Below are 25255 nucleotides of genomic sequence, written 5' to 3' on the forward strand. Positions count from 1 at the left end.
GGAGCACACGATGTCGCACACCCTGCACCCGCTGCCCGAGTCCGCGCTGGACCAGCTCTTCCGCACCGCCCGCACGCACAACGAGCTCAAGGGCGACGTCAGCGACGAGACCCTGCGCCAGCTCTACGACCTGGCCAAGTGGGGGCCGACCAGCGCCAACATGTCGCCGCTGCGGCTGGTGTTCGTGAAGTCGAAGGAAGCCAAGGCCAAGCTCGGCCCGGCGCTGGACGAAGGCAATTACGCCAAGACCATGGCCGCGCCGGTCACCGCCATCGTCGCCTACGACCTGGGCTTCTACGAGAAACTGCCGTACCTGTTCCCGCACACCGATGCGCGCGGCTGGTTCGACACCAAGCCCGAGGACGCGCTGACCACCATCGCACTGCGCAACGGCAGCCTGCAGGGCGCCTACGTGCTGATGGCCGCGCGCGCGCTCGGCCTGGACACCGGCCCGATGTCGGGTTTCAACAACGCGCTCGTCGACCAGACGTTCTTCGCCGGCACGAAGATCAAGTCCAACTTCCTCATCAACCTTGGCCATGGCGACACGGCCAAGCTGTTTCCCCGTTCGCCGCGCCTGTCTTTCGACGAAGCGGCGCGGATCGAGTAACCACGCAGTTCGCCCGACCACCCTCACCGGAGAACCACCCATGTTCAAGCGCATCGCCCTGGCCGCGACCCTCGCGACCCTCAGCACCGCCGCCTTCGCCGCGCCGGTCACGTACAAGATCGATCCGAACCACACCTCCGTGGTCGCCAGCTGGAGCCACTTCGGCTTCTCCAACCCGATCGCCAACTTCGGCGACGTCGACGGCTCCATCACCTACGATCCGACCAACGTCGGCACCTCGAAGGTGGAAGTGACGCTGCCGCTGTCGGGCCTGGACTCGCACGTCGCCAAGTTCGACGAACACCTGCGCAGCGCCGATTTCTTCGACGCCGAGAAGCACCCGAACATCACCTTCAAGAGCACCAAGGTCGAGGCCGCCGGCGACAAGAAGCTGCGCGTGTTCGGCGACCTGACCATCAAGGGCATCACCAAGCCGGTCGTGCTCGACACCACCATCAACAAGATCGGCGAGCAGCCGATGGCCAAGCGCGCCGCGGCGGGCTTCGACGCCACCACCACCATCAAGCGCAGCGACTTCGGTGTGGACAAGTACGCGCCGAACGTGAGCGACAACGTCACCCTGCGCATCACCACCGAAGCCGTGGTGCCGGCCGCGAAGTAAGCGGCAGGGCGGACATCCGGGGCGGGAACAGGGACAATCGCGTCCGGTTCCCGCCCTTTGTGTTTTCGATGATCCTCCAGCGTCCCTCCAGCGAACGCGGCCACGCCGCCGCCGGCCGGCCCGAGAGCCGCTACGGCTTCTCCTTCGGCGGGTACTACGACCCGGCGTGGATGGGCTTCGGCCCGCTGCGCGTGCTGAACGAGGATCGCCTCGCGCCCGGGGCCGGTTTTCCCGCGACTCGGGGCGCGAACATGGAATTGCTGGCGTTCGTCGTTTCCGGCGAACTCGCGCACGAGGACGCGATCGGCGGCCACGGCACGGTCCGTGCCGGCGAGTTGCAGTGGCTCAGCGCCGGCCACGGTGTCGAGCACACCGAGCGCAACGCCTCGGCCAGCGAACCGTTGCACCTGTTGCAGATGTGGATCCAGCCGTCGCGGCTGAACCACGAACCGGCCTACGCCCGCCGTGAGGCCGTCCCCGTGGATGCCCGCGGCTGGACGCTGCTCGCCTCCGGCGACGGTCGCGAGGGCAGCCTGGCGATCCGGCAGGACGCCCGCGTGCTGCAAATCCGGCTGGATCGCGGCGAGACGGCCGCGCTCGAACTCGATGCCTCGCGCCTGTACTGGGCGCAGGTGGTGCTGGGGCAGGTCACCGCCAACGAGGAGCGCCCGCTCGATGCCGGCGATGCCCTGGGCCTGCGCGAGGAGTCCGGCACGCTGCGCCTGCAGGGCCGCGGCGACGAGCGCGCGCTGGTCCTGCTGTTCGATCTGCCCGGATAAGCACGGCCCGCCGCGACGCGGCGAGCCGGTCTTCGCGCCGGGACTGGTAAACTTGCGGCCCCGCGTCGCCACAGCCTTCGTCCCATGACCGCAGCCAACGCCCACCCGACCCAGGCCAACGCCGAGCAGCGCTACGTCGTGCACCGCGCCGACCTTCCGCTGAGCTGCCCGCTGCCGTCGATGGCGCTGTGGAACTCGCATCCGCGCGTGTACCTGCCGATCGAGGCCGATGGCGGGGAAGTGCAGTGCCCGTACTGCGGCTCGCACTTCGTCCTGCAAGACTGATCCCGCGCCTGCCGACGCAACTCGCGACGACGCATGCGCCGGCTGACCGTCGTCCAGCTGCTGCCGGCCCTGCACTCGGGCGGCGTCGAACGTTCGACGCTTGAGATCGCCCAGGCGCTGGTCGAGGCCGGCCATCGCGCGATCGTCGTCTCCAGGGCCGGAAGGCTGGTGCCGCGCCTGGTCGACCTGGGCGCGGAGCACGTGGCCCTCGATCTGGGACGCAAATCTCCGCTGACCTTCCGCCATGCGCTCGCGCTGCGCGCATTGTTCGTGCGCGAAGGCGTGGACATCGTGCATGCGCGCTCGCGCCTGCCGGCGTGGGTCGGTGAGTTGGCGCTGCGCAGCCTGCCCAAGGCGACGCGGCCGCGCTGGGTCACGACGGTGCATGGGCTCAACTCGCCGTCGCGCTACAGCGCGGTGATGACCCACGGCGAGCGCGTGATCTGCGTGTCGCAGACCGTGCGTGAGTACGTGCTGCGCCAGTACCCTGCGACCGATCCTTCGATCTTGCGCGTGATCCCGCGCGGCATCGATCCGCGCACCTTTCCGCGCGCGCCGATGCCCGATCGCGATGCGCGCGCCTGGGCCGCGGGCCTGCATCCCGCGCTGGGCGGCGACGGACCGCTGCTGCTCCTGCCCGGCCGCGGCACGCGCCTGAAGGGGCACGCCGATGCACTCGTGCTGCTGGCGCGGCTGCGCGCGGACGGGCTCGATGCGCGGCTGTGGCTGCCCGGTGCGCGCGAGCCGGGACGCGAGGCCTACATCGCCGAGCTCGAGCGCGAGGCCGACACCTTCCACGTCGCCGACGCGGTGGCCTTCACCGCACCGACCGACGCCATCGCACGCGCCTACGCCGCCAGCGACCTGGTGTTGCAGCTCTCGCGCAAGCCCGAGGCGTTCGGCCGTACGGTGCTGGAGGCGTGGTCGGTCGGTCGTCCGGTGCTGGGCTGGGCGCATGGCGGTGTGGGCGAACTGCTCGCGCAATGGCAACCGGCAGGCGCGGTGGCGCCGTTCGACATCGACGCGCTGCACCGTGGCGGCTACGAACTTCTTACGCATCCCGTCGCCACGCCGGCTACGATTCCGCATTCCTTGCGCGACATGCAGGAGGCCACGCTTGCCGTCTACGCCGAGCTCGTCGATGAACCCCGCCGCTGACGCCACGCCGCCGGCCGGTCGGCGCGTGCGCGGCTGGCGCTGGGCGCCGGCGTGGATCCTGGCCTACGTCGCGCTGTGGCCGGCGCCGGGCTATGCCGAAGGTGTGCTCGTGCTCGGCGCGCTGGCGGCGATCGTGCACCTGGCGCTGTCGCGTTTCCGCGGCGGCGCGCAATTGCTGAGCAATCCGGCCTGGGCGCTGACCAGCGTGCTGTTCTTCGCGTACTGGACGCCGGAACTGGTCTCCGCCATCGACGCCATCGATCCGGCACGCGCGCTGCGCGAAGCGCTGGTCGATCTGCGCTACCTGCCCTTCCTGTGGCTGGTCGCCTCGGCGGTGGCCGATCCGCGCGGCCGGCGCATCACCTTCGGCGGCCTGGCGATCATCGTCGGCATCTGGACGCTCGATGCGCTGGCACAGGCGGTGAGCGGATCGAGCCCGCTGTTCTCCGGGATCGACGCCATCAAGCGCGCCATCAGCGGCCACGGCATGTGCACGCCGCAGGAAGTCGCCGGCGCCGACCGCCTCAGCGGTGTGCTGGGGCCGTGCAACCTGAAGCTCGGGCAGGTGCTGGCCAGCCTGTCGCCCTTCCTCTTGTTCGCCGGCGGACGGCGTCTGGGCACGGTCGGTTGGCTGCTGGCCGCGGCGGCGGTGGGCGTGGTGCTGGTGCTGGCCGGTTCGCGCGCTTCATGGATCACCTATGCCGTCGCGCTGGTGCTGTCGGGCTGGCGCCTGGTGGGGTGGAAGAAGCTGATCGGCGTGTTCGCCATCGGTGCGATCGCGGTGGGCACGCTGAGCATCAGCGTGCCGCAGGTGCGCGATCGCTTCACGCGCACCGCGCACGCGCTCACCGCGGACGTGGAGGGCGTGGACAGCGCGCTGTCGGGACGCGCGCGCATCTGGAGCGCCGCCGGCTGCATGGTGCGCGAGCACCCGTTCAACGGCGTCGGCGCGCGCGGCTTCCGCGAGGCCTTCCCGGCCTGCGATCCGGAGCCGGGCGAGCGCGCCATCTGGGGCGTGGGCCCGGCGCTGCATGCGCACCAGATCGTGCTGGAAATCCTCAGCGAGACGGGCGCGTTCGGCATGCTGATGTGGCTGGCCGGCGTTGCGCTGGCCTGGCGTGCATGGCGTTTCGCCGACGAAACGGCGCGCGAGCGCGCGCGGCCGGCGATGTGGGCACTGGTGGTCACCATCTTCCCGTTCAACACGCACCTGGCGTTCTATTCGACGTTCTGGGGCGGGCTGACGCTGCTGCTTGCGGCGCTGTACGCGGGCAGCCTGCTCGCGCGGGAATGAGGGCTTACTGACGCCTCAGGGCTTGGCGTAGGGCGAGCTCATTCCCGGCGGCCGGCGCTTGAAGCGGCGGTGGATCCACAGGTACTGCGTCGGTGCTTCGCGCACCATCGCCTCGATCGCCGCGTTGACGCGCGCGCTGTCCACGGCCGCGTCGCTGGACGGGAACTCCGCCAGCGGGGCGCCCACGCGCAGCACGTAGTGCGCACCTTCGCGGCGATGGAAGAACGGCACCACGGCGCAGCCGCTCAGGCGCGAGAACTGGTGCGTGGCGGTGATCGTCGCCGCCGGCACGCCGAAGAACGGCGCGAACACCGTGTCCTTGCCGCGCATGTCCTGGTCCGGCGCATACCACAGGAAGCCGCCTTGCTTGAGGTGGCGGATGGCCGGGCGGATCTCGTCGTTGGTGAACATCGCCTTGGCATAGCGCAGGCGGCCGCGCTTGACCGCCCATTCCATCACCGGGCTGCGGTGGCGGCGGTACATGCCGGTGAGCGGCAGGTGGTCGCACATCAGGCGGCCGCAGATCTCCAGCGTCATGAAGTGGCCCGAGACCATCAGCACGCCGCGGCCCTCCGCGCGGATCGCATCGAGTTGCTCCAGGCCCTCGATGCGCACCGTGCGCCGCATCGGCTCGACCGAACCCCACCATGCGCGGGCGAATTCGAAGAAGCCGATGCCTAGGTCGCGGAAGCTTTCGCGCAGGAGCCGTTCGCGTTCGCCCGGTGTCATTTCGGGAAAGCACAGCGCCAGGTTGATCTGCGCCGCGCGACGTCGAGCACCGGCCACGCGCAACGCGACCGCGCCGATCATCCGGCCAAGCCCGCGTTGCACCGGCCAGGGGAGGCTTGCGCCCACGCACATCACGCCCAGCGCGAACCACATCGGCCAGTGGCGCGGGCCGAACGGTGGCGAAGGTGGCGTGGTGGGGGACTCGACTGCCTTGGGCATGACGCGATTCTACGGGCCGACGCCCGCGCGCAGTAGACGCAAGGCCGGCATCGGCCGTGCGCATCGCGCGATCTCTTCGCCCGCTCGTCACGGGCTTCGCTATCCTAGTGCCGATGCCGACGGACACCATCGAGCGCCTGCTGCGCGGCCTGTATTCGGTCGCCCTCTATCTGTTGGCACCCATCACGGTCTATCACCTGATCTGGCGTGGCCTTCGCCAACCGGCGTATTTCCTGCGCTGGCAGGAGCGCTATGCCTTCTACGGCGACACGCCGGCGATGCGCACGCTGTGGGTGCACGCGGTGTCGGTGGGCGAGGTCAACGCCGCCGTGCCGCTGGTCAACGCGTTGCGCCGTGCGCGGCCGGACCTGCGCCTGCTCGTCACCACCATCACCCCCACCGGCTCCGAACGCGTGCAGGCGCTGTGGGGCGATGCGGTCGAACACGTCTACCTGCCGTACGACCTGCCCGGCGCGGTCGGACGCTTCCTCGCGCACTACCGCCCCCACGCCGCGCTGATCATGGAAACCGAACTGTGGCCGAGCCTGTTGTTCGGCTGCCGTGATGCGGGCATTCCCGCGGTGATCCTCAATGCGCGGTTGTCGGAGCGCTCGCTGCGCGGCTACCGCGTGCTCGCGCCGCTGGTGGCGCGCGCGCTACGCACCGTGCGCACCGTCGCCGCGCAGTCGCGCGCGGACGGCGAGCGCTTCGTGCGCCTGGGCGCGCGGCCGGAGCAGGTGCTCGAGGTCGGCAACCTCAAGTTCGACGTCGCCGTGCCCGAAGACCTGGCCGGTTTCGCCGCACGATGCCGCACGCACTGCGGTTCGCGCCCGGTGTGGATCGCGGCGAGCACGCACGAGGACGAAGAGCCGGCGGTCATCGCCATCCACCGTCAGTTGCGCGCGAAGTTTCCCGACCTGCTGATGCTGTGGGCGCCACGCCATCCGGAACGTTTCCGCACCGTCGCCGACGCCGCGCGTGCATCGGGCTGGTCGGTGTCCACGCGCTCGCGCCAGCAGTGGCCGCAAGCGGACGACGCGGTGTTCGTCATCGACACGCTGGGCGAACTGATGAGTTTCTACGCCTGCGCCGACGTGGCGTTCGTCGGCGGCAGTCTGCAGGCGATCGGCGGACATAACCTGCTCGAACCGGCGGCGACCGGCACCGCGATCGTCACCGGCCCGCACCTGCATAACTTCGTCGAGATCGCCCAGCGTCTGGAAGACGCGGGCGCATTACGCGTGGTGCCCGACGCGGAGCGTGTCGAACAGGCGCTGGCGGAGTTGCTCGGCGATCCGCAGTTGCGTGAGCGCATGACCACCGCCGGCCGCGCGCTGGTGGAAACCGGACGGGGCGCGCTGGCGCGCACGCTTCAACTGTTGCAGCCGCTGCTGCCGCCGCCGCCGGCCTGATCCCCTGAAACAGAAAACCGCCGGTGGGCCGGCGGTTTTCTGTGTTTCGTCGCAGCGTCGGTGCCGTGTTGGCCCGGCGAGATCAGCCCGGCACGTCGCCCGGGCGCAGCTGCGCTTCGGTGTCGACGGTGAGCAGGCGATTCACGTCCTGCACGTCGGCGATGTCGAGCGTGCCGGCGGCCTGCTCCAGCAGCAGGCGGCTCTGCAGGTGGTTGTAGCGCGCGCGGGCGAAATTGAGCTGCGCGGCGAAGAGGTTGTTCTGGTTCTGCAGGACGTCCAGCACGGTGCGCGTACCGACTTCCAGGCCGACCTGCGAGGCGTCGTACGCGGCCTGTGCGGACACCAGCGCGAGGCGTCGAGCCTCGACTTCGCTGATGCTCGCCACCAGCGTCTGGTAGGCGTTGCGCGTGTTGCGGACCAGGGCGCGCTTCTGCTGCTCCAGCTCGTCCTGTGCGACATCGCGGCGGGCCAGCGCCTGGCGCACGCCGGACTGCACGGCGCCACCGGAGAAGATCGGCACCGACAGGGTCAGGCCGACCGACGGACCGAAGTTGCGGCCGTCGATATCGCGCGTGGTGTCGAGCACGGTGCGCTCGCCCCAGGTCTCGCTGTCGCCATACGAACCGTTGAGGTACAGGCGCGGCCAATGGCCGGCGCGGGCGGTTTCGACGTCGGCCTCGGTGGACTGCACCTGCAGGTCCTTGGCACGCAGCGCGGGATTGTTCTCGATCGCGGTCGTCACCCAGTTCTCGACGCCGGTCGCTTCCGGCATCGCGGGCTGGTAGTCCTTCGGCAGACCCTTGATGTTGCGGATCTCCTGGCCGGTGATTTCGGCCAGCGCCTGGTAGGAATCCTCGACGGCGTTGCGGGCCAGGATCGTGTTGGCGCGCGCGCTGTCGTACTGGGCGCGGGCTTCGTGCACGTCGGTGATCGGCGCCAGGCCGACTTCCAGTCGCTTGGAGGCGTAGTCGAACTGCTTCTTCAGCGCGGTTTCCGCGGCTTCGGCGGCGGCCAGCGATTCCAGCGCGATCAGCACGTTGAAGTACGCGGCCGAGGTGCGGGTGGTCAGGTCGTTGCCCGAGGCGGCGAGCTGGAAGTCCGCGGCCTGGCTCAGCGCCTTGGCACTCTTGTGGCGGGTGAAGTTGCCGCGGTCGTAGACCATCTGGCTCAGGTTCACGCCGGTGCTGCGCGTGGTGCTTTCCGTGTCGCTGTCGCCGGTGTTGATCGAGCCGTCTGCATTGATCGAAGTATTGCCCCGGCTGTAGCTGCGACCCTTGGTGATCTGGGCGTTGCCATCGAGCTGCGGCAGCATCGCCGCACGCGTCTGCACCGCGCCTTCCTTGACCGCCAGGCGGTTGGATTCGGCGGCCGCGAGTTGCGGGTCGGCCTGGCGTGCCAGCTCATAGGTCTGCAGGAGGTCTTCGGCGGAGGCCGTGGCCGGCAACAGGGCCGACAGGCTCACGGCTGCAGCGAGGGCGATGACGAGCGGGCGGCGGATCATGCGAGGTCCTTATCCGTTTTGGCGTTCTTATGGAGCCGCCCGCGTACGTCAGGCAGGCGTATGGGGGTATCGCGTCAGAACTTGAACGTCGGGGCGGGGGCCGCACCGGCGAGGTAGGGAAGATAGGTTTCGAACAACGATTGGATGCGCGGAGCGTTGACATCGTTGCGCACCAGCACCGCTTCCATCGCCGGCGAACGGCCGCGCACCGCGAACAGGCGGCCGTCGGGCTGGAGCCAGTCGATGAAACGCTGCGGGATCGTGTCGACGGCACCGGCGACCAGGATCGCGCTGAAGCGGCGATCGGTGATCCAGGTCAGCGCGTCGGCGACGATCACCTGGGCATTGTCCACGCCCTGCTCCGACAGCGAGGCGACGGTGGCCTTGGCCAGATCGGCATGGCGCTCCAGCGCGACGACTTCGCGCGCCAGGCGGCCGGCGCAGGCGGTGAGGTAGCCGCTGCCATCGCCGATGACCAGCACTTCGTCCGAGGGATCCAGCGCCAGCGCCTGCAGCGCACGGCCCTGGACCACCGGCTTGATGGCGAACTCGCCGTGGCCCACCGGCAACGCCAGGTCGGCGTAGGCCAGGTTGCGGTGCTCCTGCGGGAGGAAGGCCTCGCGCGGCAACGTCGCCATCACGTCGAGCACGCGCGGATCGAGCACGTCCCAGGGACGTACCTGCTGCTCGACCATCAACTCGCGTGCCTTGTTGTAATCCATGGGGTTCATCGGGTGTTTCTCGCGCGGAAGACCGCGAATTGTACCGGGAATGCCACTACCGGCCGTCACGGGCGCGGCGCACAGGATGGCGTTGCGCCCCATGCAGACTGAGTGCCAGAAGTAACCGAGACGGATGTCATCGCCGCGACCGGCTCGCCGGCGCCGCGTGTTCGGGCGCGCGATCACGGACCTGATAGGCGCGCAGGAACAGGTCCACTGCCGAGGCCAGGTGCGCCCGGATTTCCTCCTCGCCGGGCCCGGGGCCGCCGAACACCAGACAGGAATGCGGTTCGCCCTTGAGCAGGCTGAAGAATTGGCCGGCCGCACGCGGCACGTCCTGGATGTCGAGCTCCCCGGCCGCGATGCGTCGCTCCAGCAGCGCAGCGAAATCTCCCTGCACGCGCAGCGGACCGGCTTCCCAGAACAGCTTGGGCAGGCCGGAATTGGCCATCTGCGGCGAGCACAGCATGCGGTGCCCGGCGACGGCTTCCGGCGCGGTCACCATGGAATAGAACGCCTGGGCGATCTCCATCAACCGTTCGCGCAGGGGCATGTCGGGCGAGGGTTCAAACAGCGAGGACGGCAGGGACAGGTCGCAGTGCGACTCCACCGCGGCGAGGAACAACGCGTCCTTGTCGCCGAAGTGGCTGTAGACGGTCAGCTTGGAAACGCCGGCTTCGGCGGCGATCTGGTCCATGCTCGCGCCGTCGAATCCATGCTGAGTAAACATTCTTTTCGCCGCCTCCAGGATGGCGGCGCGCTTGCCCATGTCCTTCGGGCGGCCGGGGCCGGCCGCTTTGGGGGCCTTCGGCGGACTGGCGGCGCCCGAGCGGGGCGCGGCGGGCTGGCGAGAAACAGGCATGCTGGCAATACTAGACTAATGAGTTTGATATTTATACAGTACCCACAGGTACATTAATTAACCGCAGGGACCCCCGCAATGCGCAGTTCTTCCCCCGCTGCGTTCCGCCTGAGTGCATGGACGCTGGCCGGACTCCTTCCCTTGCTGCTCGGCGCCTGCGGGCGCGGAGGCGCTGTCGAAGAAGCCCCCAGGCCCGTACTGGTGACCCATCCGGTCGCCTCGGATCACACCGCCACCGCGTTTGCCGGTGATGTCCGTGCCCGCGAAGAGAGCCCGCTCTCGTTCCGCGTCGGCGGCAAGCTCGTACAGCGCAATGTCGATGTCGGCGATCACGTGCGCGCCGGCCAGGTGCTGGCGACCCTCGATCCCGGCGATCTGCAGGCGCAGGCCCGCGCCGCACAGGCGCAGCTCGCGGCCGCCGAAGCTGAACTCGGCCGTGCCCGCGCCGACCAGGCCCGCTTCGCCAAACTCGCCGGCGAGCAACTGGTGAGCAAGTCCACGCTCGACGCGCAGAATGCCGCCGCCACCGCCGCGCAGGGCCAGGTCAACGCCGCGCGTGCCGAACTCGACGTCGCGCGTAACCAGGCCGCCTATTCTCAACTGCGTGCCACGCGCGATGGCGTGATCGCCGGGCGCCAGGCCGAAGCCGGCCAGGTGGTCGCGGCCGGGCAATCGGTGTTCACGCTGGCCGCCGATGGCGTGCGCGAGGTGGCCTTCGCGCTGCCGGAAGGCATGGTCGCCAACGTCCGCGCGGGGCAGCCGGTGCAGGTCGAGGCCTGGTCACAGCCGGGCCGCCGCTGGAACGGCCGGATCCGCGAGATCTCGCCCGCCGCCGATCCCGCATCGCGCACCTTCGCCGCGCGCGTCACCGTCGATGCGCCGGCCGGTGCGATCGAACTGGGCCAGAGCGCACGCGTCTACCTGCCCACCAACGGCAACGGCGGATTGAGCGTGCCGATCGCCGCCCTGCAGCGCGAGAACGGCAAGGCTTCGGTGTTCGTCGTCGACATGAAGACCTCCACGGTCAGGCTGCGTCCGGTGCAGATCGGCGTGTACGGCGAGAACCGCGTGCCGGTGAAGGCCGGCATGGACGCCAACGACTGGGTCGTCGCCGCCGGTGGCCATCTGCTGCGTGACGGGCAGAAAGTGCAGCCGGTCGATCGCGACAACCGTCCGGTCGCCGGCGCGGTCGCCGCCGCCGCCGAGCGCTGAGGCCCGCATGCGCTTCAACCTCTCCGAATGGGCGCTGCGCCACCGCAGCCTGATCGTCTACGCGATGCTGGTGATGGCGATCGCCGGTACGTTCTCGTACCTGCGCCTGGGCCGCAGCGAGGACCCGGCCTTCACCTTCAAGGCGATGGTGATCCGCACGATCTGGCCGGGCGCGACCGCCGAGGAAGTCTCGCGCCAGGTCACCGAGCGCATCGAAAAGAAGCTGATGGAGACCGGCCAGTACGAGTTCATCCGCTCGTACTCGCGCGCAGGCGAATCGCAGGTGATCTTCGTCGCGAAGGACTCGCTGCGTTCGAAGGACATCCAGCCGCTGTGGTACCAGGTGCGCAAGAAGATCGGCGACATCCGGCCGACGCTGCCGGGCGACATCGTCGGCCCGTTCTTCAACGACGAGTTCGGCGACACCTTCGGCAACATCTACGCGCTCACCGGCAAGGGTTTCGACTACGCCGTGCTCAAGGACTACGCCGAGCGCGTGCAGCTGCAACTGCAGAAGCAGCCCGACGTGGGCAAGATCGAGCTGTTCGGCGTGCAGGACGAGAAGGTCTGGGTCGAGCTGTCGAACGTGAAGCTCGCGACCCTCGGTGTTCCGGCCGCTGCCGTGCAGCAGGCGCTGGACGAACAGAACGCGATGGTGCCGGCCGGATTCTTCGAAACCGGCAGCACGCGCGTCGCGCTGCGCGTGGGCGGCAAGTTCAAGTCGGTCGAGGAGATCCGCGAGTTCCCGATCCGCGTGGGCGACCGCACGTTCCGTCTGGCCGACGTGGCCGATGTGAAGCGCGGCTTCTCCGACCCGCCGGCGCCGCGCATGCGCTTCATGGGCGAGGACGCGATCGGCATCGGCGTGGCGATGAAGGAGGGCGGCGACATCCTCAAGCTCGGCAAGCGGCTGGAGGTGGAGTTCGCCAACCTGCAGAAGACGCTGCCGGCCGGCATGGAACTGCGCAAGGTCGCCGACCAGCCCGCGGCCGTGACCGAATCGGTCGGCGAGTTCATCCGCGTGCTGTCCGAAGCCGTCGCCATCGTGCTGCTGGTGAGCTTCTTCTCGCTCGGCCTGCGCACGGGCTTTGTCGTCGCGCTGTCGATCCCGCTGGTGCTGGCGATGACCTTCGCCGTGATGGACCTGTTCGGCGTGGGCCTGCACAAGATCTCGCTGGGCGCGCTGGTGCTGGCGCTGGGCCTGCTCGTGGACGACGCGATCATCGCGGTGGAGATGATGGCCATCAAGATGGAGCAGGGATTCAGCCGACTGAAGGCCGCGGCATTTGCGTGGGATTCCACCGCGTTCCCGATGCTCACCGGCACGCTCATCACGGCGGCCGGCTTCCTGCCGATCGCCACGGCGAAGTCGAGCACCGGCGAGTACACGCGTTCGCTGTTCGAAGTGGTGACGATCGCGCTGCTGGTGTCGTGGGTGGCGGCCGTTGCCTTCATCCCGTACCTGGGCGACAAGCTGCTGCCCGATTACGGTCATGCGGCCAAGCCGATGAAGCCCGGCTCGATTCCGCATCGTTGGCACGCTTTCCGCGAGCGCATCGCCAGCCGTTTCCCGGCACTGCACGATTACATCGCGCCCAAGCCGCCGATCGACGGCCACGCCCACGATCCCTACGCGACGAAGTTCTACGTGCACTTCCGCCAATGGGTGACGTTCTGTGTGCGCCGGCGCTGGCTGGTGATCGGCATCACCGTGGCGGCATTCGTCGCGTCGATCTTCATGTTCCGCTTCGTGCCGCAGCAGTTCTTCCCGGATTCCACGCGTCCTGAACTGATGGTCGACATGGAACTGGCCGAAGGCAGCTCGCTGCGCGCGACCACCGAACAGGCGCAGCGCTTCGAGAAGATCCTCAAGGAACGCAAGGATCTGGCGAACTTCGTCGCCTACGTCGGCACCGGTTCGCCGCGTTACTACCTGCCGCTGGACCAGCAGCTGCCCGCGGCGAACTTCGCCCAGTTCGTGCTGACGCCGAAGGACCTGGAGTCGCGCGAGACGATCCGCCAGTGGCTGATCGACGATGTCTTCCAGCGTTTCCCCGAGCTGCAGATGCGTGTGACGCGACTGGAGAACGGACCGCCGGTGGGCTATCCGGTGCAGTTCCGCGTGTCGGGCGAGCACATCGACCAGGTGCGCCGCATCGCCTACCAGGCGCGCGAGAAGATCCGCGAGAACCCGCACGTGGTGAACGTCAACCTCGACTGGGACGAGCCGAACAAGGTCGTGCGCCTGGTCGTGGACCAGGAGCGCGCACGCGCGCTGGGCGTGAGCTCGGCGCGGCTGTCGCAGTTCCTGTCGAGCTCGCTGTCGGGTTCGCACATCAGCACCTACCGCGAAGGCAACGAGCTGATCGAGATGCTCCTGCGCGGCCCGGAGGAAGAACGTCTGCGCCTGGAAATGCTCGGCAGCCTGATGGTGCCGACCGAGAGCGGCAAGAGCGTGCCGCTGACGCAGATCGCCACGCTCGATTACGGCTTCGAGGAAGGCATCATCTGGCATCGCGATCGCCAGCCGACGATGACCGTGCGCGCCGACATCTACGACGGCACGCAGCCGGCCACCGTGACCGCGCAGATCTCGCCGACGCTGGACGCGTTGCGCGCGCAGCTGCCGTACGGCTATTCGATCGACATCGGCGGCAGCGTGGAGGATTCCGCGCGCGGTCAGAAGTCGATCAACGCCGGCATGCCGCTGTTCGTGTTCGTGGTGTTCACGCTGCTGATGCTGCAGCTGCGCAGCTTCTCGCGCAGCTTCATGGTGCTGCTGACCGCGCCGCTGGGCTTGATCGGCGTGACGCTGTTCCTGCTGGTGTTCCGCGTGCCGTTCGGCTTCGTGGCGATGCTGGGCACGATCGCGCTGGCGGGCATGATCATGCGCAATTCGGTGATCCTGGTGGACCAGATCGAGCACGACATCGGTGAAGGCGCGGCGCCGTGGCAGGCGATCGTGGAAGCGACCGTGCGCCGCTTCCGGCCCATCGTGCTGACCGCACTCGCCGCGATCCTGGCGATGATCCCGCTTTCGCGCAGCGCCTTCTTCGGCCCGATGGCGGTGGCGATCATGGGCGGACTGACGGTGGCGACGTTCCTGACGCTGCTGTTCCTGCCGGCGCTGTACGCGGCGTGGTTCCGCGTGAAGCCGCCGCAGGCGGCGTGATCGCGGGCCGGCACGGCGAAAGGGCGCCTTGCAGCGCCCTTTCGTTTTAGTGCTTGGGCGTGCCGCCCCACGGCGGAGGCGGGGCCGGGATGGGGTGCTTGAGGTCGAAACTGACCCGGAACTCGCGGCCCGGCCGCGCCAGTTCGTAGACGAAATGATCCTGCGGTTCGACCTCCATCGCCCAGACGTTGGCGACGGAGGTCGCGCGCTTCTCGCGTTCGAACAGCGCTTTCGACGCCGCGTCCGCCGGGAATTCCTGGCGCTGCGCCGTTCCCGCGTCGACGGTGTCGCCGCCGTACTGGCTCAACGCGTCCTCGGTGCCGTCTTCGTGGCGATGGTCGTGCTTGAGCCGAAGGCCCGTCGCTGTGCGCGTCAATACCCAGGTGCGCGAGCGGTCGCCGCCGACATAGAACGGGATGCGGATCGTGTCGCCGCTGCATTCGCGCACGTGCATGATCAGCGGCTTGCCGGCGAAGGGATCGCCGGGTGTTGCGGGCCGGTCCACTTCGACGCGACCGGCGAAAGCCTGGCCGCATAGCGCGGCCACGCTCTGGAAGAAGGCATCCTGCGGCGCCACGTCCGACGAAGCCTCCGGCGTGGAGGTGCAGGCGGCGAGGCAGCAGGACAGTGCGATCAGCAGGGCTGGACGTGTGCTCATGGGCGCACACGCTAGCCCGAAGCCCGTGCGCCGCGCAATGCGACGCCGGGTATCGCCCTCAATCGCGCATCACCACGGGCTGGCATTCCAATTCGAGCTGCTCCAGCACCGCCGCCGTGGCCGCTTGCGTGGACACGCCGCGCCCGGCCGGCGCCAGGTCGGCCGTGAACACGCCTGCGGCGAGCGCGCCGTCCACTGCCTTCTCCACGCAGCGCGCTTCCGATTCCAGATTCAGCGAATGGCGCAGCAGCATCGCCGTACTCAGGATCGTCGCGTACGGATTGGCGATGCCGCGTCCGGCGATGTCGGGGGCCGATCCGTGGATGGGCTCGTACAGGCCGATCATCCTCGAGGTGCCGTCCATGGCGTCACGCGATGGGCTTGCGGATGCCCCGGCCCGGCCATCCGTGGCCGGGTGCTCAGCAGTGCTGCGAGCAGAGCGCACTGCTTCGCCCAAGGACGCCGACGGCAGCAACCCCAGCGAGCCCGCCAGCATCGAGGCCTCGTCGGTGAGGATGTCGCCGAACATGTTCTCGGTGACGATCACGTCGTACTCGCGCGGCTTGGCGAGCAGGTGCATCGCCATCGAGTCGACCAGCTGGTGCTCGAGCGTGATCTCGGGGAACTCGTCGCGCACCACGCGCGTGGCGACTTCGCGCCACAGCCGCGAGGTCTCCAGCACGTTGGCCTTGTCCACCGACGTGACGTGGCCGCGTCGCGTGCGCGCCAGCGTGCAGGCGCGACGCACGGTACGTTCGATCTCCGCGACGGTGTACTCGCACAGGTCGCTCGCGCGGTCGGCCGCGCGCTGCTTCTGGCCGAAGTAGATGCCGCCGGTGAGTTCGCGCACCACCAGCAGGTCCACGCCGGTGAGCAGGTGCGGTTTGATCGGCGAGGCGCCGAGCGCGGCCTGGTGCGGCTTCACCGGACGCAGGTTCGCGTACAGGCCCAGCGCCTTGCGGATCGCCAGTAGGCCCTGTTCCGGGCGAACCTTCGCGCCCGGGTCGGACCACTTCGGCCCGCCGACGGCGCCGAGCAGCACGGCATCCGCACGCCGCGCGGCGTCCAGCGTGTCGGCCGGCAGCGGCTCGCCGGTCGCGTCGATGGCGGCACCGCCAATGAGCTTCTCGTTGAAATGGAACGAATGGCCGTAGCGTTTGCCCACGGCACGCAGCACCTGCACCGCCGCGGCGGTGACTTCCGGGCCGATGCCGTCGCCCGGCAGCACGACGATCTCAGCTTGCATGTTGGAACTCCTGGTCCTGGCGTTGTTGTTCATGGCGCGAGGTTTCGAAACGGGTGATCGCGTCGTTCTGCTTCAGCAGATAGCCCAGCTGGTCCACGCCATCCAGCAGGCAGGTCTGCGCGAACGCGTCCAGCGGGAAGTGCACGCGGCGACCGTCCGGCAGCGTGACGCTGCGCTGCGCCACGTCGATCCTCAGTTCCACGCCGGGCTGGTCGAGAAGCGCATCGACGACGGACTCCTCCAGCACGATCGGAAGCAGGCCGTTCTTGAGCGCGTTGCTTCGGAAGATGTCGGCGATCTCGGCGCTGATGACCGCACGCAGCCCCAGGTCGGTGAGCGCCCACGGCGCGTGTTCGCGCGAAGAGCCGCAGCCGAAATTGCGGCCCGCGACGAGGATGCGTGCGCCGATGTTGTCCGTGCGGTTGAACGGGAAGGCCGGGTTCGGCGTGCCGTCGGCGAGCAGGCGCCAGTCGTTGAACGCGTGCTTGCCCAGCCCCTTGCGCTCGGTGGTGGTGAGGAAGCGGGCGGGGATGATCTGGTCGGTGTCTATGTTGCGCTCGCGCAGCACGACCGTGCGCGAGACGACCTCGGTAAGCGGCTGCATCACGCGGTCTCCAGTTCGGCGGCGACCGGCGCCGGTGCGGTGGTGAGATAGGGGCGCGGATCGGTGATCTCGCCGGCGACCGCGCAGGCGGCCGCGGTGGCCGGCGAGGCGAGCACGGTGCGCGCGCCCTTGCCCTGGCGTCCTTCGAAATTGCGATTGCTGGTGGACACGGCCAGCTGTCCCGGACCGACGATGTCGCCGTTCATGGCGATGCACATGGAACAGCCAGGCTCGCGCCATTCCGCGCCGGCCTCGCGCACGATGAGGTCGATGCCTTCGCGCTCGGCCTCGCGCTTGACCTGCTCCGAGCCGGGCACGACCAGCATGCGCACGCGCGGATGCACGCGCCGGCCGCGCAGTACGTTCGCCGCTTCGCGCAGGTCGGACAGGCGCGAGTTCGTGCAACTGCCGACGAACACCACGTCCACCGCGCGTCCCGCCAGCGGCGCGCCGGCCTGCCAGCCCATGTACTCGCGCGCCTTGGCTTCGTCGCCGTCGTCGTTCGCCGGAACGTTGGCGCTGATCGCGGCGACCTGGCCCGGATGCGTGCCCCAGGTGACGGTCGGCTGGATGTCGCGCGCGTCGATGGTCACTTCGCGATCGAAGCGCGCGCCCTCGTCGCTGCGCAGCTGCGCCCAGCGCGCCACGGCTTCATCGAACGCGCTGCCCTGCGGCGCGCGGGGACGTCCGCGCAGGTAATCGAAGGTCACGTCATCCGGTGCGATCAGGCCCGCGCGCGCGCCGGCCTCGATCGACATGTTGCACACCGTCATGCGCTGCTCCATCGACAGCGAACGGATGGCCGAGCCGCGGTACTCGATGACATGGCCGGTGCCGCCGTTGACGCCGATCACGCCGATCACGTGCAGGATCAGGTCCTTCGCGCCGACGCCCGGCCCGAGTTCGCCGTCGATGGTGATGGCCAGCGTCTTCGGCCGGCGTTGCAGCAGGCACTGCGTGGCCAGGACGTGGCCGACTTCACTGGTGCCGATGCCGAAGGCCAGAGCGCCGAACGCGCCGTGCGTGGCGGTGTGGCTGTCGCCGCAGACGATGGTCTGGCCCGGCTGGGTGAGGCCGAGTTCCGGCCCCATCACGTGCACGATGCCGCGCTGCGGGCTGTCGTAGTCGAACAACTCCACGCCAAAGCGCGTGCAGTTGCCGCGCAGCGTTTCGACCTGGGCGCGCGCTTCGGCGTTGACGTAGGGACGCTGGCCGGCCGCGTCGACCGGCAGCGTCGGCGTGGAATGGTCCAGCGTGCCTTTCGTGCGGCCGGGGCGCCGCACCGGCAGGCCGCGCAGTTCGAGTTCAGCGAATGCCTGCGGCGAGGTGACCTCGTGGATCAGGTGCAGATCGATGTACAGGATCGCGGGCGCGGTGTCGGTCTCGGGCGTGACGATGTGCGCGTCCCAGAGTTTGTCGAAGAGGGTGCGGGGTGGGTGGGTCATGTGGGCCACTGGCTTGGGTCTTCCTGGCGTCTGGCATGGCCCCGCTCCTGCGGAACGGGGCGCGGTGGGTTCAGGCGATCGCGGCGGTGCGCGTCTGTGGCGTCTGTGCGCGCTTGCGCTGCACACGGTTGGCGATGTCCAGCCATGCGAGCGCGCTCGCTTCGAGGATGTCGGTGCTGGTGCCCGAGCCGGTGAGCTCGCGTCCTTCCACGCGCGCGATGATCTGCGCCTGTCCCTGCGCATCGTCGCCGGTGGTGACGCTGGACACCTGGTAGCTGTCGATCTCCAGCGCGATGCCGGTGGCGCGTGCGAGCGCGGCGAACAATGCGTGCACCGGCCCGTCGCCGACCGCGGCCTCGCTCACCGTCGCGCCGTCCGCATCGACCAGCTGCACGCTGGCGGTGGGCAGGCTGTCCTGCGCGACACCGGTGCTGACGTGGAAGCGCGTCAGGCGATGCCCGCGCGCCATGCGTGCGTCGGCGCCGAGCACCAGCGCTTCCAGATCCGCATCGAACACTTCGCGCTTCTTCTCGGCCAGCGACTTGAAGCCGGCGAACACCGAGTTGAGCTGCGCTTCGTCCAGCGCGAAGCCCAGCGTCTGCAGGCGGTCGCTCAGCGCGGCGCGGCCGCTGTGGCGGCCCATCACCATCTGCGACTGCGCCCAGCCCACGTCCTCCGGCCGCATGATCTCGTACGTGCCGCGATGCTTGAGCATGCCGTGCTGGTGGATGCCCGATTCGTGCGCGAACGCGTTCTGCCCCACGACCGCCTTGTTGCGCTGCACGGCCATGCCGGTGATGCGCGAGAGCAGGCGCGAGGTCGGCACCAGCCGGCGCGTGTCGATGCGCGTATGCGCGCCGTAGTACTCGCCGCGCACGCGCAGCGCCATCACCAGTTCTTCCAGCGCGCAATTGCCGGCGCGCTCGCCGATGCCGTTGATCGTGCATTCCACCTGGCGCGCACCGCCCTCGATGGCGGCCAGCGAGTTCGCCACCGCCAGTCCCAGGTCGTTGTGGCAGTGCGCACTGAAGACCACCTGCTCCGCGCCGGAGGCACCTGACTCGCGGACCGCCGCGCACAGGTACTCGAACAGGGCGCGGATCTCGCTCGGCGTCGTGTAGCCGACGGTGTCGGGGATGTTCAGCGTGCGTGCGCCGGCGGCGACGGCCGCGACGCAGACTTCGGCCAGGAAGTCCGGCTCGGTGCGCAACGCATCCTCGGCGGAGAACTCCACGTCGTCGGCGTACTTCCTGGCAAGCTGCACACCCATCACGGCGCGTTCGAGCACCTGCGCGCGGTCCAGGCCGAGCTTGTGCTCGCGGTGCAGCGGGCTGGTGGAGATGAAGACGTGGATGCGCGGATGCACGGCGTGCTCCAGCGCACGCGAGCAGGCTTCGATGTCGCCGGCATGGCAGCGCGCCAGCGTCGCCACCGTGGCGCCGCGCACTTCACGCGCGATGGCGCGCACGGCGTCCATGTCGGCTTCCGAACTGGCCGGGAATCCCGCCTCGATCACATCGACACCGAGCTCGGCAAGCGCGTGCGCGAAGCGAAGCTTCTGCGGCGCGGTCATGCTGCAACCGGGCGATTGCTCGCCGTCGCGCAGGCTCGTGTCGAAAATGCGTACTCGCGATGCGGGGTCGTTCATGCGTAGAGCTCCTCGTGGACGCGCGCGATGGCGGCGGCGCGGGGCGTGGTGGACGGGATGGGGTTCAGGGTGGCGATGGCCGGCTCCAGGGCGGCGGCCTGTTCACGATGGCGGCGGCGCGGACGGCGCGGCGCGCGCGGGCGCACGTCCGACAGCAACTGCGCGAGCACGCCCGCGTCGAGGTTGCCGCCGGAGACGACGGCGCACTTGCGCTTGCCGGCAATGCGCCGCCCGGCCGCGAGCGCGAGCGCGCCGGCGCCTTCGGCGATGACGTGCTCCTCCAGCGCGAGGCGCACCAGGGTTTCGCGCAGTTCGGCCTCGCGCACGACGATGACGTCGTCGAGCAGTTCCGCGAGCAGGCGCTGCGTGAGCTGGCCGGGTTCCTTCACCCGCACGCCGTCGGCCAGCGTGGCCGCGGGATCGCGCAGGGTCCGATCGCCGCGCAGTGCGCGTGCCATCGCGTCGACGCCTTCGACCTGCGCACCGATCACGCGCACGCCCTGCGACTTCAACGCGAGGGCGACGCCGGAGGCGAGGCCGCCGCCGCCGATCGGTACCAGTACCACGTCGGGCGCGAGCGCGGCCAGTTCCAGGCCGACGGTGCCCTGGCCGGCGATCACGTCGGGATCGTCGAAGGCCGACAGCACGCGGTAGCCGTTCTGTGCGGCGAGTTCGGCCGCGAACGCCTTGGCTTCGTCGTACGAATCGCCGTGCAGGCGCACGGTCGCGCCCCAGTGCGACACGCCGGCGATCTTGGTCTGCGGCGCGCCGCGCGGCATCACGGTGATGGCGTTGACACCCAGGCGGTAGGCGGCCCACGCCAATCCTTGCGCATGATTGCCGGCGGAGGCGGCGATCACGGGGCGATGGTCGCCGCGCTCGCGCGCGGCCAGCAGTGCATTCAGGGCGCCGCGCACCTTGTACGAACCGGTGCGTTGCAGGTTCTCCAGCTTCAGCCAGCAGCCGAAGCGCTCGGCGTGGTGCAGTGGCGTTGCCGACAGGTAGCGGCGCAGGCGGGCCTGCGCTGCCAACACGTCGGCGGCGGTGACGGTCGCGTCTGTGCGTACGTCGGTGACTACGTCGCCGTCCATGGCCTCAGACCACCGTCAGCCAGTGCGCATGTGCGGCGTCTTCGCCGCGCACGACACGCGCGTACTGTGCCTGCAGCACGCGTGTCACCGGGTTGTCGCCGAACTCGCGGCGGTCCAGTGCGCTGATCGGGGCGATCTCCGCCGCCGTGCCGCAGACGAACACTTCGTCCGCGTCCAGCAGCTCGTGATGCGTCACCGGCCGCGAGCGCGCGCCGCTCAGCGCCATCACCGTGTCGCGGGTGATGCCCGGCAGTGCGTCGCGATGCTCGACCGCGGTGACTTCGCCGTTGCGCACCATGAACACATTGGCGCCCGTGCACTCGACGACATAACCGTCGTCGTCGACGAACAGCGCTTCATCGAACCCGCGCAGGCGCGATTCGCGCTTGGCCAGGATGGAGTTGATGTAGGCCCCGCACAACTTCAGCGGCGGCAGCGACGAGGCGGGGTTGCGCTTCCACGGCGACACGGTCAGGCGCGAGCGCTTGCCGTTGAGGTGGACCACCGTGGGCAGCGTGACGACCATGAAGTGCTGGCTCAGCCCCGGCACGTCCAGGCCGACGGACACGCCTTCCGCGCCCGTGCCCAGCCACGTCAACGGGCGGACGTAGGCATCGCGGTGGCCGTTGGCGCGCAGCGTCTGCAGCGTCGCCTCGAAGGCCTGCGCGACGTCGAAGTCGATGCCCAGCAGATCCGCGCCCTTGCGCATGCGCTCCAGGTGCTCGGGCAGCCGGAACACCGCGGCGCCATCGCGCGTGGCGTAGCTGCGGATGCCTTCGAACACGCCGGTGCCGTAGTGCATCGCGTGCGTGGTCAGCGGCGCCTGCAGCGTGTCGGCGCTGCTCAGTTCGCCGTCGAACCACAGCAGCGGCATGCCGGGGCGGCGCGCCTCGTCGCGCAGTTCGATGGGGCGAGTCGCCGGCTGTGCGGCCGAATGTTGTCGCGCGGGCGGCGGTGCGGGTGTGGCGGTCACTGACATGGCGACACCTCCACCGACAGGCAGTCGTAGAGCTTGGCGAGCTGGTGCTGCAGGTTGGCGTCGTCGCGTTCGCCTTCCACGGTCAGCCGCAGGTACCAGCGGTCGCCGTCGGCCTGCGCTTCGCCGTCGACGGCAAGCGGACGGAAGCCGCGGCGCTCGGCGGCGCCCAGTACCCGCGACAGCGCGCCTTCGGCCTGACGGAGCGTGAGATCAAGCTGGTATCGCATGGCGGGGATCCTCGTTGGGGGTGGGAGGGTTGGACGCGGCGTCGAGCTCCGGATCGAGCATCTGCGCATTGTTGTGATTGGGCGGAACCAGCGGCCACACGTTGGCGGCCTGGTCGATGGCGACATGCAGCAGCGCGGGGCCGTCGATGGCGAGCAGCGCCTGCAGCGCGTCCTCCACGCGATCGGCGCGATCGACGTGCAGCGCCTGCACGCCGAACGCCGCCGCGATCGCGCCGAAGTCGGGGTTGTCGGACAGGTCGACCTCGGAATAGCGCCGGTCGAAGAACAGTTCCTGCCACTGGCGCACCATGCCCAGCGCCTGGTTGTCCAGCAGCACGATCTTGATCGGCAGGCCATAGCGGCGCAGCGTCGCCAGCTCCTGCACGTTCATCAGGAACGAACCGTCGCCGCTGACGCACACGACCTGAGCATCGGTGGATTGCAGTTGCGCGCCGATGGCGGCGGGCAGACCGAAGCCCATCGCGCCCAGCGCGCCGCTGGTGAGGTGTTGGCGCGGATCGCCGAAGCGCCAGTGCTGCGCGACCCACATCTGGTGCTGGCCGACATCGCAGGCGACGATCGCGCCCGGCGCCATTTCGGACAGACGCTTCAGCAATGCGGGCGCGTACACCGTTTCGCCGGGCGCGTCGTAGCGCGCGGCGCACTCGCGCATGCGCTGCTGGCAGGTCGCGCGCCAGGCGCGGCGCGCGGCGCCGTTGCGGCCGTGCAGGTGCGCGGCGCAGGGCAGGGTCAACGAGGTCAGGGTGCGACGGATGTCGCCGCAGACCGCGGCATCGGCATGGCGCAGCTTGCCGATCTCGCATGCATCCAGGTCCATGTGCACCACGCGCGCATTCGGCGCGAACTCGGCGAGCTTGCCGGTGGCGCGATCGTCGAAGCGCGCGCCGACGACCAGCAGCAGGTCGGCCTCCTGCACCGCCAGATTGGCGGCGCGGCTGCCGTGCATGCCCAGCATGCCCAGGTTGAGCGCGTGGCCCGACGGCAGCGCGCCCAGGCCCTTGAGCGTCAGCACCGTCGGAATCTGCGTGGCGTCGACGAAGGTGCGGAACGCCTGCACCGCATCGCCCAGCGCGATGCCGCCGCCGCCGTAGATCACCGGCTTGTGCGCCTGCGAAAGCAGGGCCAGCGCGGCATGCAGCGAGGCGTCCTTCGGCGCGGGCGCATCGTCGATGTCGTGTGGAACGTGCGGCGGCAGATGCGAGGCGTCGCCGATCTGCACGTCCTTGGGCAGATCGATCAGCACCGGGCCGGGGCGTCCGGAACGCGCCAGGCGGAACGCCTCGGCGACGACGTTCGGCAAGTCGTCCACGCGGCGCAGCAGGAAGCTGTGCTTGACGATCGGCATGGTCATGCCGAACACGTCCAGCTCCTGGAACGCATCGGTGCCCATCAGCGCCGTCGGCACCTGGCCGGTGATGATCACCATCGGCACCGAATCGAGCATCGCGTCGGCGATGCCCGTGACCAGATTCGATGCGCCGGGACCGGAGGTCGCCACGCATACACCAACGCGCCCGCTGGCCCGTGCATACCCGTTGGCCGCGAAGGCCGCACCTTGCTCGTGCCGGACCAGCACATGCTTGAGATCCGAACCGTGCAGGGCATCGTAGAAGGGCATGATCGCGCCGCCCGGATAGCCGAAGAGCGTGTCCACGCCTTCGGCCGACAGGGCTTGCGCCAGCCAGCGAGCACCGTTCATCACGCCGCCTCTGTCTGCGATTCGCGCTTTCCGGCGGCCGCGGACGGCGTCGCCTGCGGCGCGGTGGAAAGCCATTTCATGTTGGCGCGCAGCTTCTTGCCGACGGCCTCGATCGGATGCTCCAGGTCGCCCTGCTTGAGCGCCTTGTAGTTCGCGTTGCCGGCGGCGTACTCGGCGATCCACTGGCGCGCGAACGTGCCGTCCTGGATCTCGGTGAGGATCTTCTTCATCTGCGCGCGCGTGTTGTCGTCGACGACGTAGGTGCCGCGCGTGAGCGCGCCGTACTGCGCGGTCTCGCTGATGAACTCGTGCATGCGCGTGATGCCGCCTTCATAGAACAGGTCGACGATCAGCTTCAGTTCGTGCAGGCATTCGTAGTACGCGACCTCCGGCTGGTAGCCGGCTTCCACCAGCGTTTCCCAGCCGGCCTGCACCAGCTTGGTGGCGCCGCCACAGAGCACGGCCTGCTCGCCGAACAGGTCGGTCTCGGTCTCTTCCTTGAAGGTGGTGCGGATGGCGTTCTGGCGCGCGCCGCCGATGCCGGCGCAGTAGGTCAGCGCAAGCTGCTCGGCATTGCCGCTATTGTCCTGGTGGACGGCATACACCGACGGCACGCCGCGGCCGATCTCGTACTCGCGGCGCACCAGCGCGCCCGGGCCCTTGGGTGCGACCAGCACGACGTCCAGGTCCTCGCGCGGCGTGATCTGCCCGTAATGCACGTTGAAGCCGTGCGCGAACAGCAGGCACGCGCCGGGTGCGATGTTCGGCTCGATCACCTCGCCGTAGAGCTGCGGCTGGACCATGTCCGGCGTGAGCACGGCGACGAGCTGCGCGTCCTTCACCGCTTCGGCGGGCGATTTGACGGTGAAGCCGTCCGCCTTCGCCTTGATCTCGGTCGGGCCGCCGGGGCGCAGGCCGATGGTCACGTCGAAACCGGAGTCGCGCAGGTTCAGCGCGTGCGCGCGGCCCTGGCTGCCGTAGCCGACGATGGCGATGCGGGGTTTGGCTTGGGTGCTCATGTAAGTGTCCGTTGGGTGAAAGGGTGGGCGGGGCAATGCGG

Annotated in this window: 23 protein-coding genes; 9 read left to right on the forward strand and 14 right to left on the reverse strand. The window is 69.4% G+C overall.

Annotated features, from left to right (window positions below):
• Positions 1 to 10 precede the first annotated feature (10 nt).
• From JI752_RS16215 to JI752_RS16240, 6 genes are all read left to right on the forward strand, one after another.
• A complete protein-coding gene (locus JI752_RS16215) occupies positions 11 to 610 on the forward strand; it encodes a malonic semialdehyde reductase (protein ID WP_216966010.1) in 600 nt (199 codons plus the stop codon).
• Positions 611 to 650: 40 nt separating this feature from the next.
• Complete coding sequence (locus tag JI752_RS16220; protein WP_254200959.1) at positions 651 to 1232, forward strand: YceI family protein; 582 nt, start codon at positions 651 to 653, stop codon at positions 1230 to 1232.
• Between the two features lie 68 nt (positions 1233 to 1300).
• Positions 1301 to 2011, forward strand: a complete 711-nt coding sequence (locus tag JI752_RS16225; RefSeq protein ID WP_216966014.1) for a pirin family protein — start codon at positions 1301 to 1303, stop codon at positions 2009 to 2011.
• Positions 2012 to 2095: 84 nt separating this feature from the next.
• Positions 2096 to 2296, forward strand: coding sequence for a zinc-finger domain-containing protein (locus JI752_RS16230; protein WP_216966016.1), 201 nt, complete (start codon positions 2096 to 2098; stop codon positions 2294 to 2296).
• A gap of 33 nt (positions 2297 to 2329) precedes the next feature.
• Positions 2330 to 3454, forward strand: coding sequence for a glycosyltransferase (locus JI752_RS16235; protein WP_216966018.1), 1125 nt, complete (start codon positions 2330 to 2332; stop codon positions 3452 to 3454).
• Entirely contained in the window at positions 3438 to 4748 is a 1311-nt protein-coding gene (locus JI752_RS16240; protein WP_216966020.1) for an O-antigen ligase, read from the forward strand. Before JI752_RS16235 ends, JI752_RS16240 begins: the two co-directional genes overlap by 17 nt.
• Before the next feature lie 15 nt (positions 4749 to 4763).
• On the opposite strand, the gene lpxL is transcribed toward JI752_RS16240, so the two are convergent.
• Positions 4764 to 5696 (reverse strand): LpxL/LpxP family Kdo(2)-lipid IV(A) lauroyl/palmitoleoyl acyltransferase, encoded by a 933-nt coding sequence (lpxL, locus tag JI752_RS16245; protein WP_254200962.1) that lies wholly within the window; start codon positions 5694 to 5696, stop codon positions 4764 to 4766.
• A gap of 113 nt (positions 5697 to 5809) precedes the next feature.
• Here lpxL and waaA point away from each other — a divergent pair, with 113 nt between their 5' ends.
• Positions 5810 to 7108 carry a lipid IV(A) 3-deoxy-D-manno-octulosonic acid transferase gene (gene waaA, locus JI752_RS16250; RefSeq protein WP_216966022.1) on the forward strand — a complete coding sequence of 433 codons (1299 nt, stop codon included), beginning with the start codon at positions 5810 to 5812 and terminating at the stop codon, positions 7106 to 7108.
• Positions 7109 to 7190: 82 nt separating this feature from the next.
• Here the strand turns inward: waaA and JI752_RS16255 are convergent, their stop codons facing one another.
• From JI752_RS16255 to JI752_RS16265, 3 genes are all read right to left on the reverse strand, one after another.
• Positions 7191 to 8609, reverse strand: a complete 1419-nt coding sequence (locus tag JI752_RS16255; RefSeq protein ID WP_216966024.1) for a TolC family outer membrane protein — start codon at positions 8607 to 8609, stop codon at positions 7191 to 7193.
• 74 nt (positions 8610 to 8683) lie between these two features.
• Positions 8684 to 9340 (reverse strand): protein-L-isoaspartate O-methyltransferase, encoded by a 657-nt coding sequence (locus tag JI752_RS16260; protein ID WP_216966026.1) that lies wholly within the window; start codon positions 9338 to 9340, stop codon positions 8684 to 8686.
• A gap of 127 nt (positions 9341 to 9467) precedes the next feature.
• Positions 9468 to 10100, reverse strand: a complete 633-nt coding sequence (locus JI752_RS16265) for a TetR/AcrR family transcriptional regulator (RefSeq protein ID WP_254201040.1) — start codon at positions 10098 to 10100, stop codon at positions 9468 to 9470.
• Positions 10101 to 10271: 171 nt separating this feature from the next.
• Here JI752_RS16265 and JI752_RS16270 point away from each other — a divergent pair, with 171 nt between their 5' ends.
• Both JI752_RS16270 and JI752_RS16275 read left to right on the forward strand, forming a co-directional pair.
• Entirely contained in the window at positions 10272 to 11405 is a 1134-nt protein-coding gene (locus JI752_RS16270; RefSeq protein ID WP_216966030.1) for an efflux RND transporter periplasmic adaptor subunit, read from the forward strand.
• Between the two features lie 7 nt (positions 11406 to 11412).
• Entirely contained in the window at positions 11413 to 14577 is a 3165-nt protein-coding gene (locus JI752_RS16275) for an efflux RND transporter permease subunit (RefSeq protein ID WP_216966032.1), read from the forward strand.
• A 46-nt stretch (positions 14578 to 14623) separates the two neighbouring features.
• On the opposite strand, the gene JI752_RS16280 is transcribed toward JI752_RS16275, so the two are convergent.
• The 10 genes from JI752_RS16280 to ilvC form a co-directional block, all read right to left on the reverse strand.
• The gene (locus JI752_RS16280; protein WP_216966034.1) at positions 14624 to 15235 is read right to left on the reverse strand and encodes a hypothetical protein; all 612 of its coding nucleotides are present in this window, start codon (positions 15233 to 15235) and stop codon (positions 14624 to 14626) included.
• 58 nt (positions 15236 to 15293) lie between these two features.
• A complete protein-coding gene (gene leuB, locus JI752_RS16285) occupies positions 15294 to 16481 on the reverse strand; it encodes a 3-isopropylmalate dehydrogenase (protein ID WP_216966036.1) in 1188 nt (395 codons plus the stop codon).
• Positions 16471 to 17085 (reverse strand): 3-isopropylmalate dehydratase small subunit, encoded by a 615-nt coding sequence (gene leuD, locus JI752_RS16290; RefSeq protein ID WP_216966038.1) that lies wholly within the window; start codon positions 17083 to 17085, stop codon positions 16471 to 16473. The genes leuB and leuD overlap by 11 nt, the downstream gene beginning before the upstream one ends.
• Positions 17085 to 18530 (reverse strand): 3-isopropylmalate dehydratase large subunit, encoded by a 1446-nt coding sequence (gene leuC, locus JI752_RS16295; protein ID WP_216966040.1) that lies wholly within the window; start codon positions 18528 to 18530, stop codon positions 17085 to 17087. The genes leuD and leuC overlap by 1 nt, the downstream gene beginning before the upstream one ends.
• A 70-nt stretch (positions 18531 to 18600) precedes the next feature.
• Positions 18601 to 20178 carry a 2-isopropylmalate synthase gene (locus JI752_RS16300; protein ID WP_216966042.1) on the reverse strand — a complete coding sequence of 526 codons (1578 nt, stop codon included), beginning with the start codon at positions 20176 to 20178 and terminating at the stop codon, positions 18601 to 18603.
• Positions 20175 to 21269, reverse strand: coding sequence for a threonine dehydratase (locus JI752_RS16305; protein ID WP_216966044.1), 1095 nt, complete (start codon positions 21267 to 21269; stop codon positions 20175 to 20177). Before JI752_RS16305 ends, JI752_RS16300 begins: the two co-directional genes overlap by 4 nt.
• Positions 21270 to 21273: 4 nt before the next feature.
• Positions 21274 to 22248, reverse strand: a complete 975-nt coding sequence (locus JI752_RS16310; RefSeq protein WP_216966046.1) for an aminotransferase class IV — start codon at positions 22246 to 22248, stop codon at positions 21274 to 21276.
• On the reverse strand, positions 22239 to 22475 hold the full coding sequence (locus JI752_RS16315) for an ACT domain-containing protein (protein WP_216966048.1): 237 nt from the start codon (positions 22473 to 22475) through the stop codon (positions 22239 to 22241). Before JI752_RS16315 ends, JI752_RS16310 begins: the two co-directional genes overlap by 10 nt.
• Positions 22459 to 24195, reverse strand: a complete 1737-nt coding sequence (gene ilvG / locus JI752_RS16320; protein ID WP_216966050.1) for an acetolactate synthase 2 catalytic subunit — start codon at positions 24193 to 24195, stop codon at positions 22459 to 22461. The genes JI752_RS16315 and ilvG overlap by 17 nt, the downstream gene beginning before the upstream one ends.
• Positions 24195 to 25214: a ketol-acid reductoisomerase gene (ilvC, locus tag JI752_RS16325; protein WP_216966052.1), complete on the reverse strand. Its 1020-nt coding sequence runs from the start codon at positions 25212 to 25214 to the stop codon at positions 24195 to 24197. The genes ilvG and ilvC overlap by 1 nt, the downstream gene beginning before the upstream one ends.
• Positions 25215 to 25255: the final 41 nt, after the last annotated feature.

Origin of the sequence: Lysobacter sp. MMG2 (assembly GCF_016735495.2) — a bacterium.
In the GTDB taxonomy this organism is placed as follows: domain Bacteria; phylum Pseudomonadota; class Gammaproteobacteria; order Xanthomonadales; family Xanthomonadaceae; genus Lysobacter_J.

Excerpts from the sequence above, each read along its gene's own strand:
- JI752_RS16215 (WP_216966010.1), top strand. The coding sequence starts at position 11 with ATGTCGCACACCCTGCACCCGCTGCCCGAGTCCGCGCTGGACCAGCTC.
- JI752_RS16220 (WP_254200959.1), top strand. The coding sequence starts at position 651 with ATGTTCAAGCGCATCGCCCTGGCCGCGACCCTCGCGACCCTCAGCACC.
- JI752_RS16225 (WP_216966014.1), top strand. The coding sequence starts at position 1,301 with ATGATCCTCCAGCGTCCCTCCAGCGAACGCGGCCACGCCGCCGCCGGC.
- JI752_RS16230 (WP_216966016.1), top strand. The coding sequence starts at position 2,096 with ATGACCGCAGCCAACGCCCACCCGACCCAGGCCAACGCCGAGCAGCGC.
- JI752_RS16235 (WP_216966018.1), top strand. The coding sequence starts at position 2,330 with ATGCGCCGGCTGACCGTCGTCCAGCTGCTGCCGGCCCTGCACTCGGGC.
- JI752_RS16240 (WP_216966020.1), top strand. The coding sequence starts at position 3,438 with ATGAACCCCGCCGCTGACGCCACGCCGCCGGCCGGTCGGCGCGTGCGC.
- lpxL (WP_254200962.1), bottom strand. The coding sequence starts at position 5,696 with ATGCCCAAGGCAGTCGAGTCCCCCACCACGCCACCTTCGCCACCGTTC.
- waaA (WP_216966022.1), top strand. The coding sequence starts at position 5,810 with ATGCCGACGGACACCATCGAGCGCCTGCTGCGCGGCCTGTATTCGGTC.
- JI752_RS16255 (WP_216966024.1), bottom strand. The coding sequence starts at position 8,609 with ATGATCCGCCGCCCGCTCGTCATCGCCCTCGCTGCAGCCGTGAGCCTG.
- JI752_RS16260 (WP_216966026.1), bottom strand. The coding sequence starts at position 9,340 with ATGAACCCCATGGATTACAACAAGGCACGCGAGTTGATGGTCGAGCAG.
- JI752_RS16265 (WP_254201040.1), bottom strand. The coding sequence starts at position 10,100 with ATGGGCAAGCGCGCCGCCATCCTGGAGGCGGCGAAAAGAATGTTTACT.
- JI752_RS16270 (WP_216966030.1), top strand. The coding sequence starts at position 10,272 with ATGCGCAGTTCTTCCCCCGCTGCGTTCCGCCTGAGTGCATGGACGCTG.
- JI752_RS16275 (WP_216966032.1), top strand. The coding sequence starts at position 11,413 with ATGCGCTTCAACCTCTCCGAATGGGCGCTGCGCCACCGCAGCCTGATC.
- JI752_RS16280 (WP_216966034.1), bottom strand. The coding sequence starts at position 15,235 with ATGAGCACACGTCCAGCCCTGCTGATCGCACTGTCCTGCTGCCTCGCC.
- leuB (WP_216966036.1), bottom strand. The coding sequence starts at position 16,481 with ATGCAAGCTGAGATCGTCGTGCTGCCGGGCGACGGCATCGGCCCGGAA.
- leuD (WP_216966038.1), bottom strand. The coding sequence starts at position 17,085 with ATGCAGCCGCTTACCGAGGTCGTCTCGCGCACGGTCGTGCTGCGCGAG.
- leuC (WP_216966040.1), bottom strand. The coding sequence starts at position 18,530 with ATGACCCACCCACCCCGCACCCTCTTCGACAAACTCTGGGACGCGCAC.
- JI752_RS16300 (WP_216966042.1), bottom strand. The coding sequence starts at position 20,178 with ATGAACGACCCCGCATCGCGAGTACGCATTTTCGACACGAGCCTGCGC.
- JI752_RS16305 (WP_216966044.1), bottom strand. The coding sequence starts at position 21,269 with ATGGACGGCGACGTAGTCACCGACGTACGCACAGACGCGACCGTCACC.
- JI752_RS16310 (WP_216966046.1), bottom strand. The coding sequence starts at position 22,248 with ATGTCAGTGACCGCCACACCCGCACCGCCGCCCGCGCGACAACATTCG.
- JI752_RS16315 (WP_216966048.1), bottom strand. The coding sequence starts at position 22,475 with ATGCGATACCAGCTTGATCTCACGCTCCGTCAGGCCGAAGGCGCGCTG.
- ilvG (WP_216966050.1), bottom strand. The coding sequence starts at position 24,195 with ATGAACGGTGCTCGCTGGCTGGCGCAAGCCCTGTCGGCCGAAGGCGTG.
- ilvC (WP_216966052.1), bottom strand. The coding sequence starts at position 25,214 with ATGAGCACCCAAGCCAAACCCCGCATCGCCATCGTCGGCTACGGCAGC.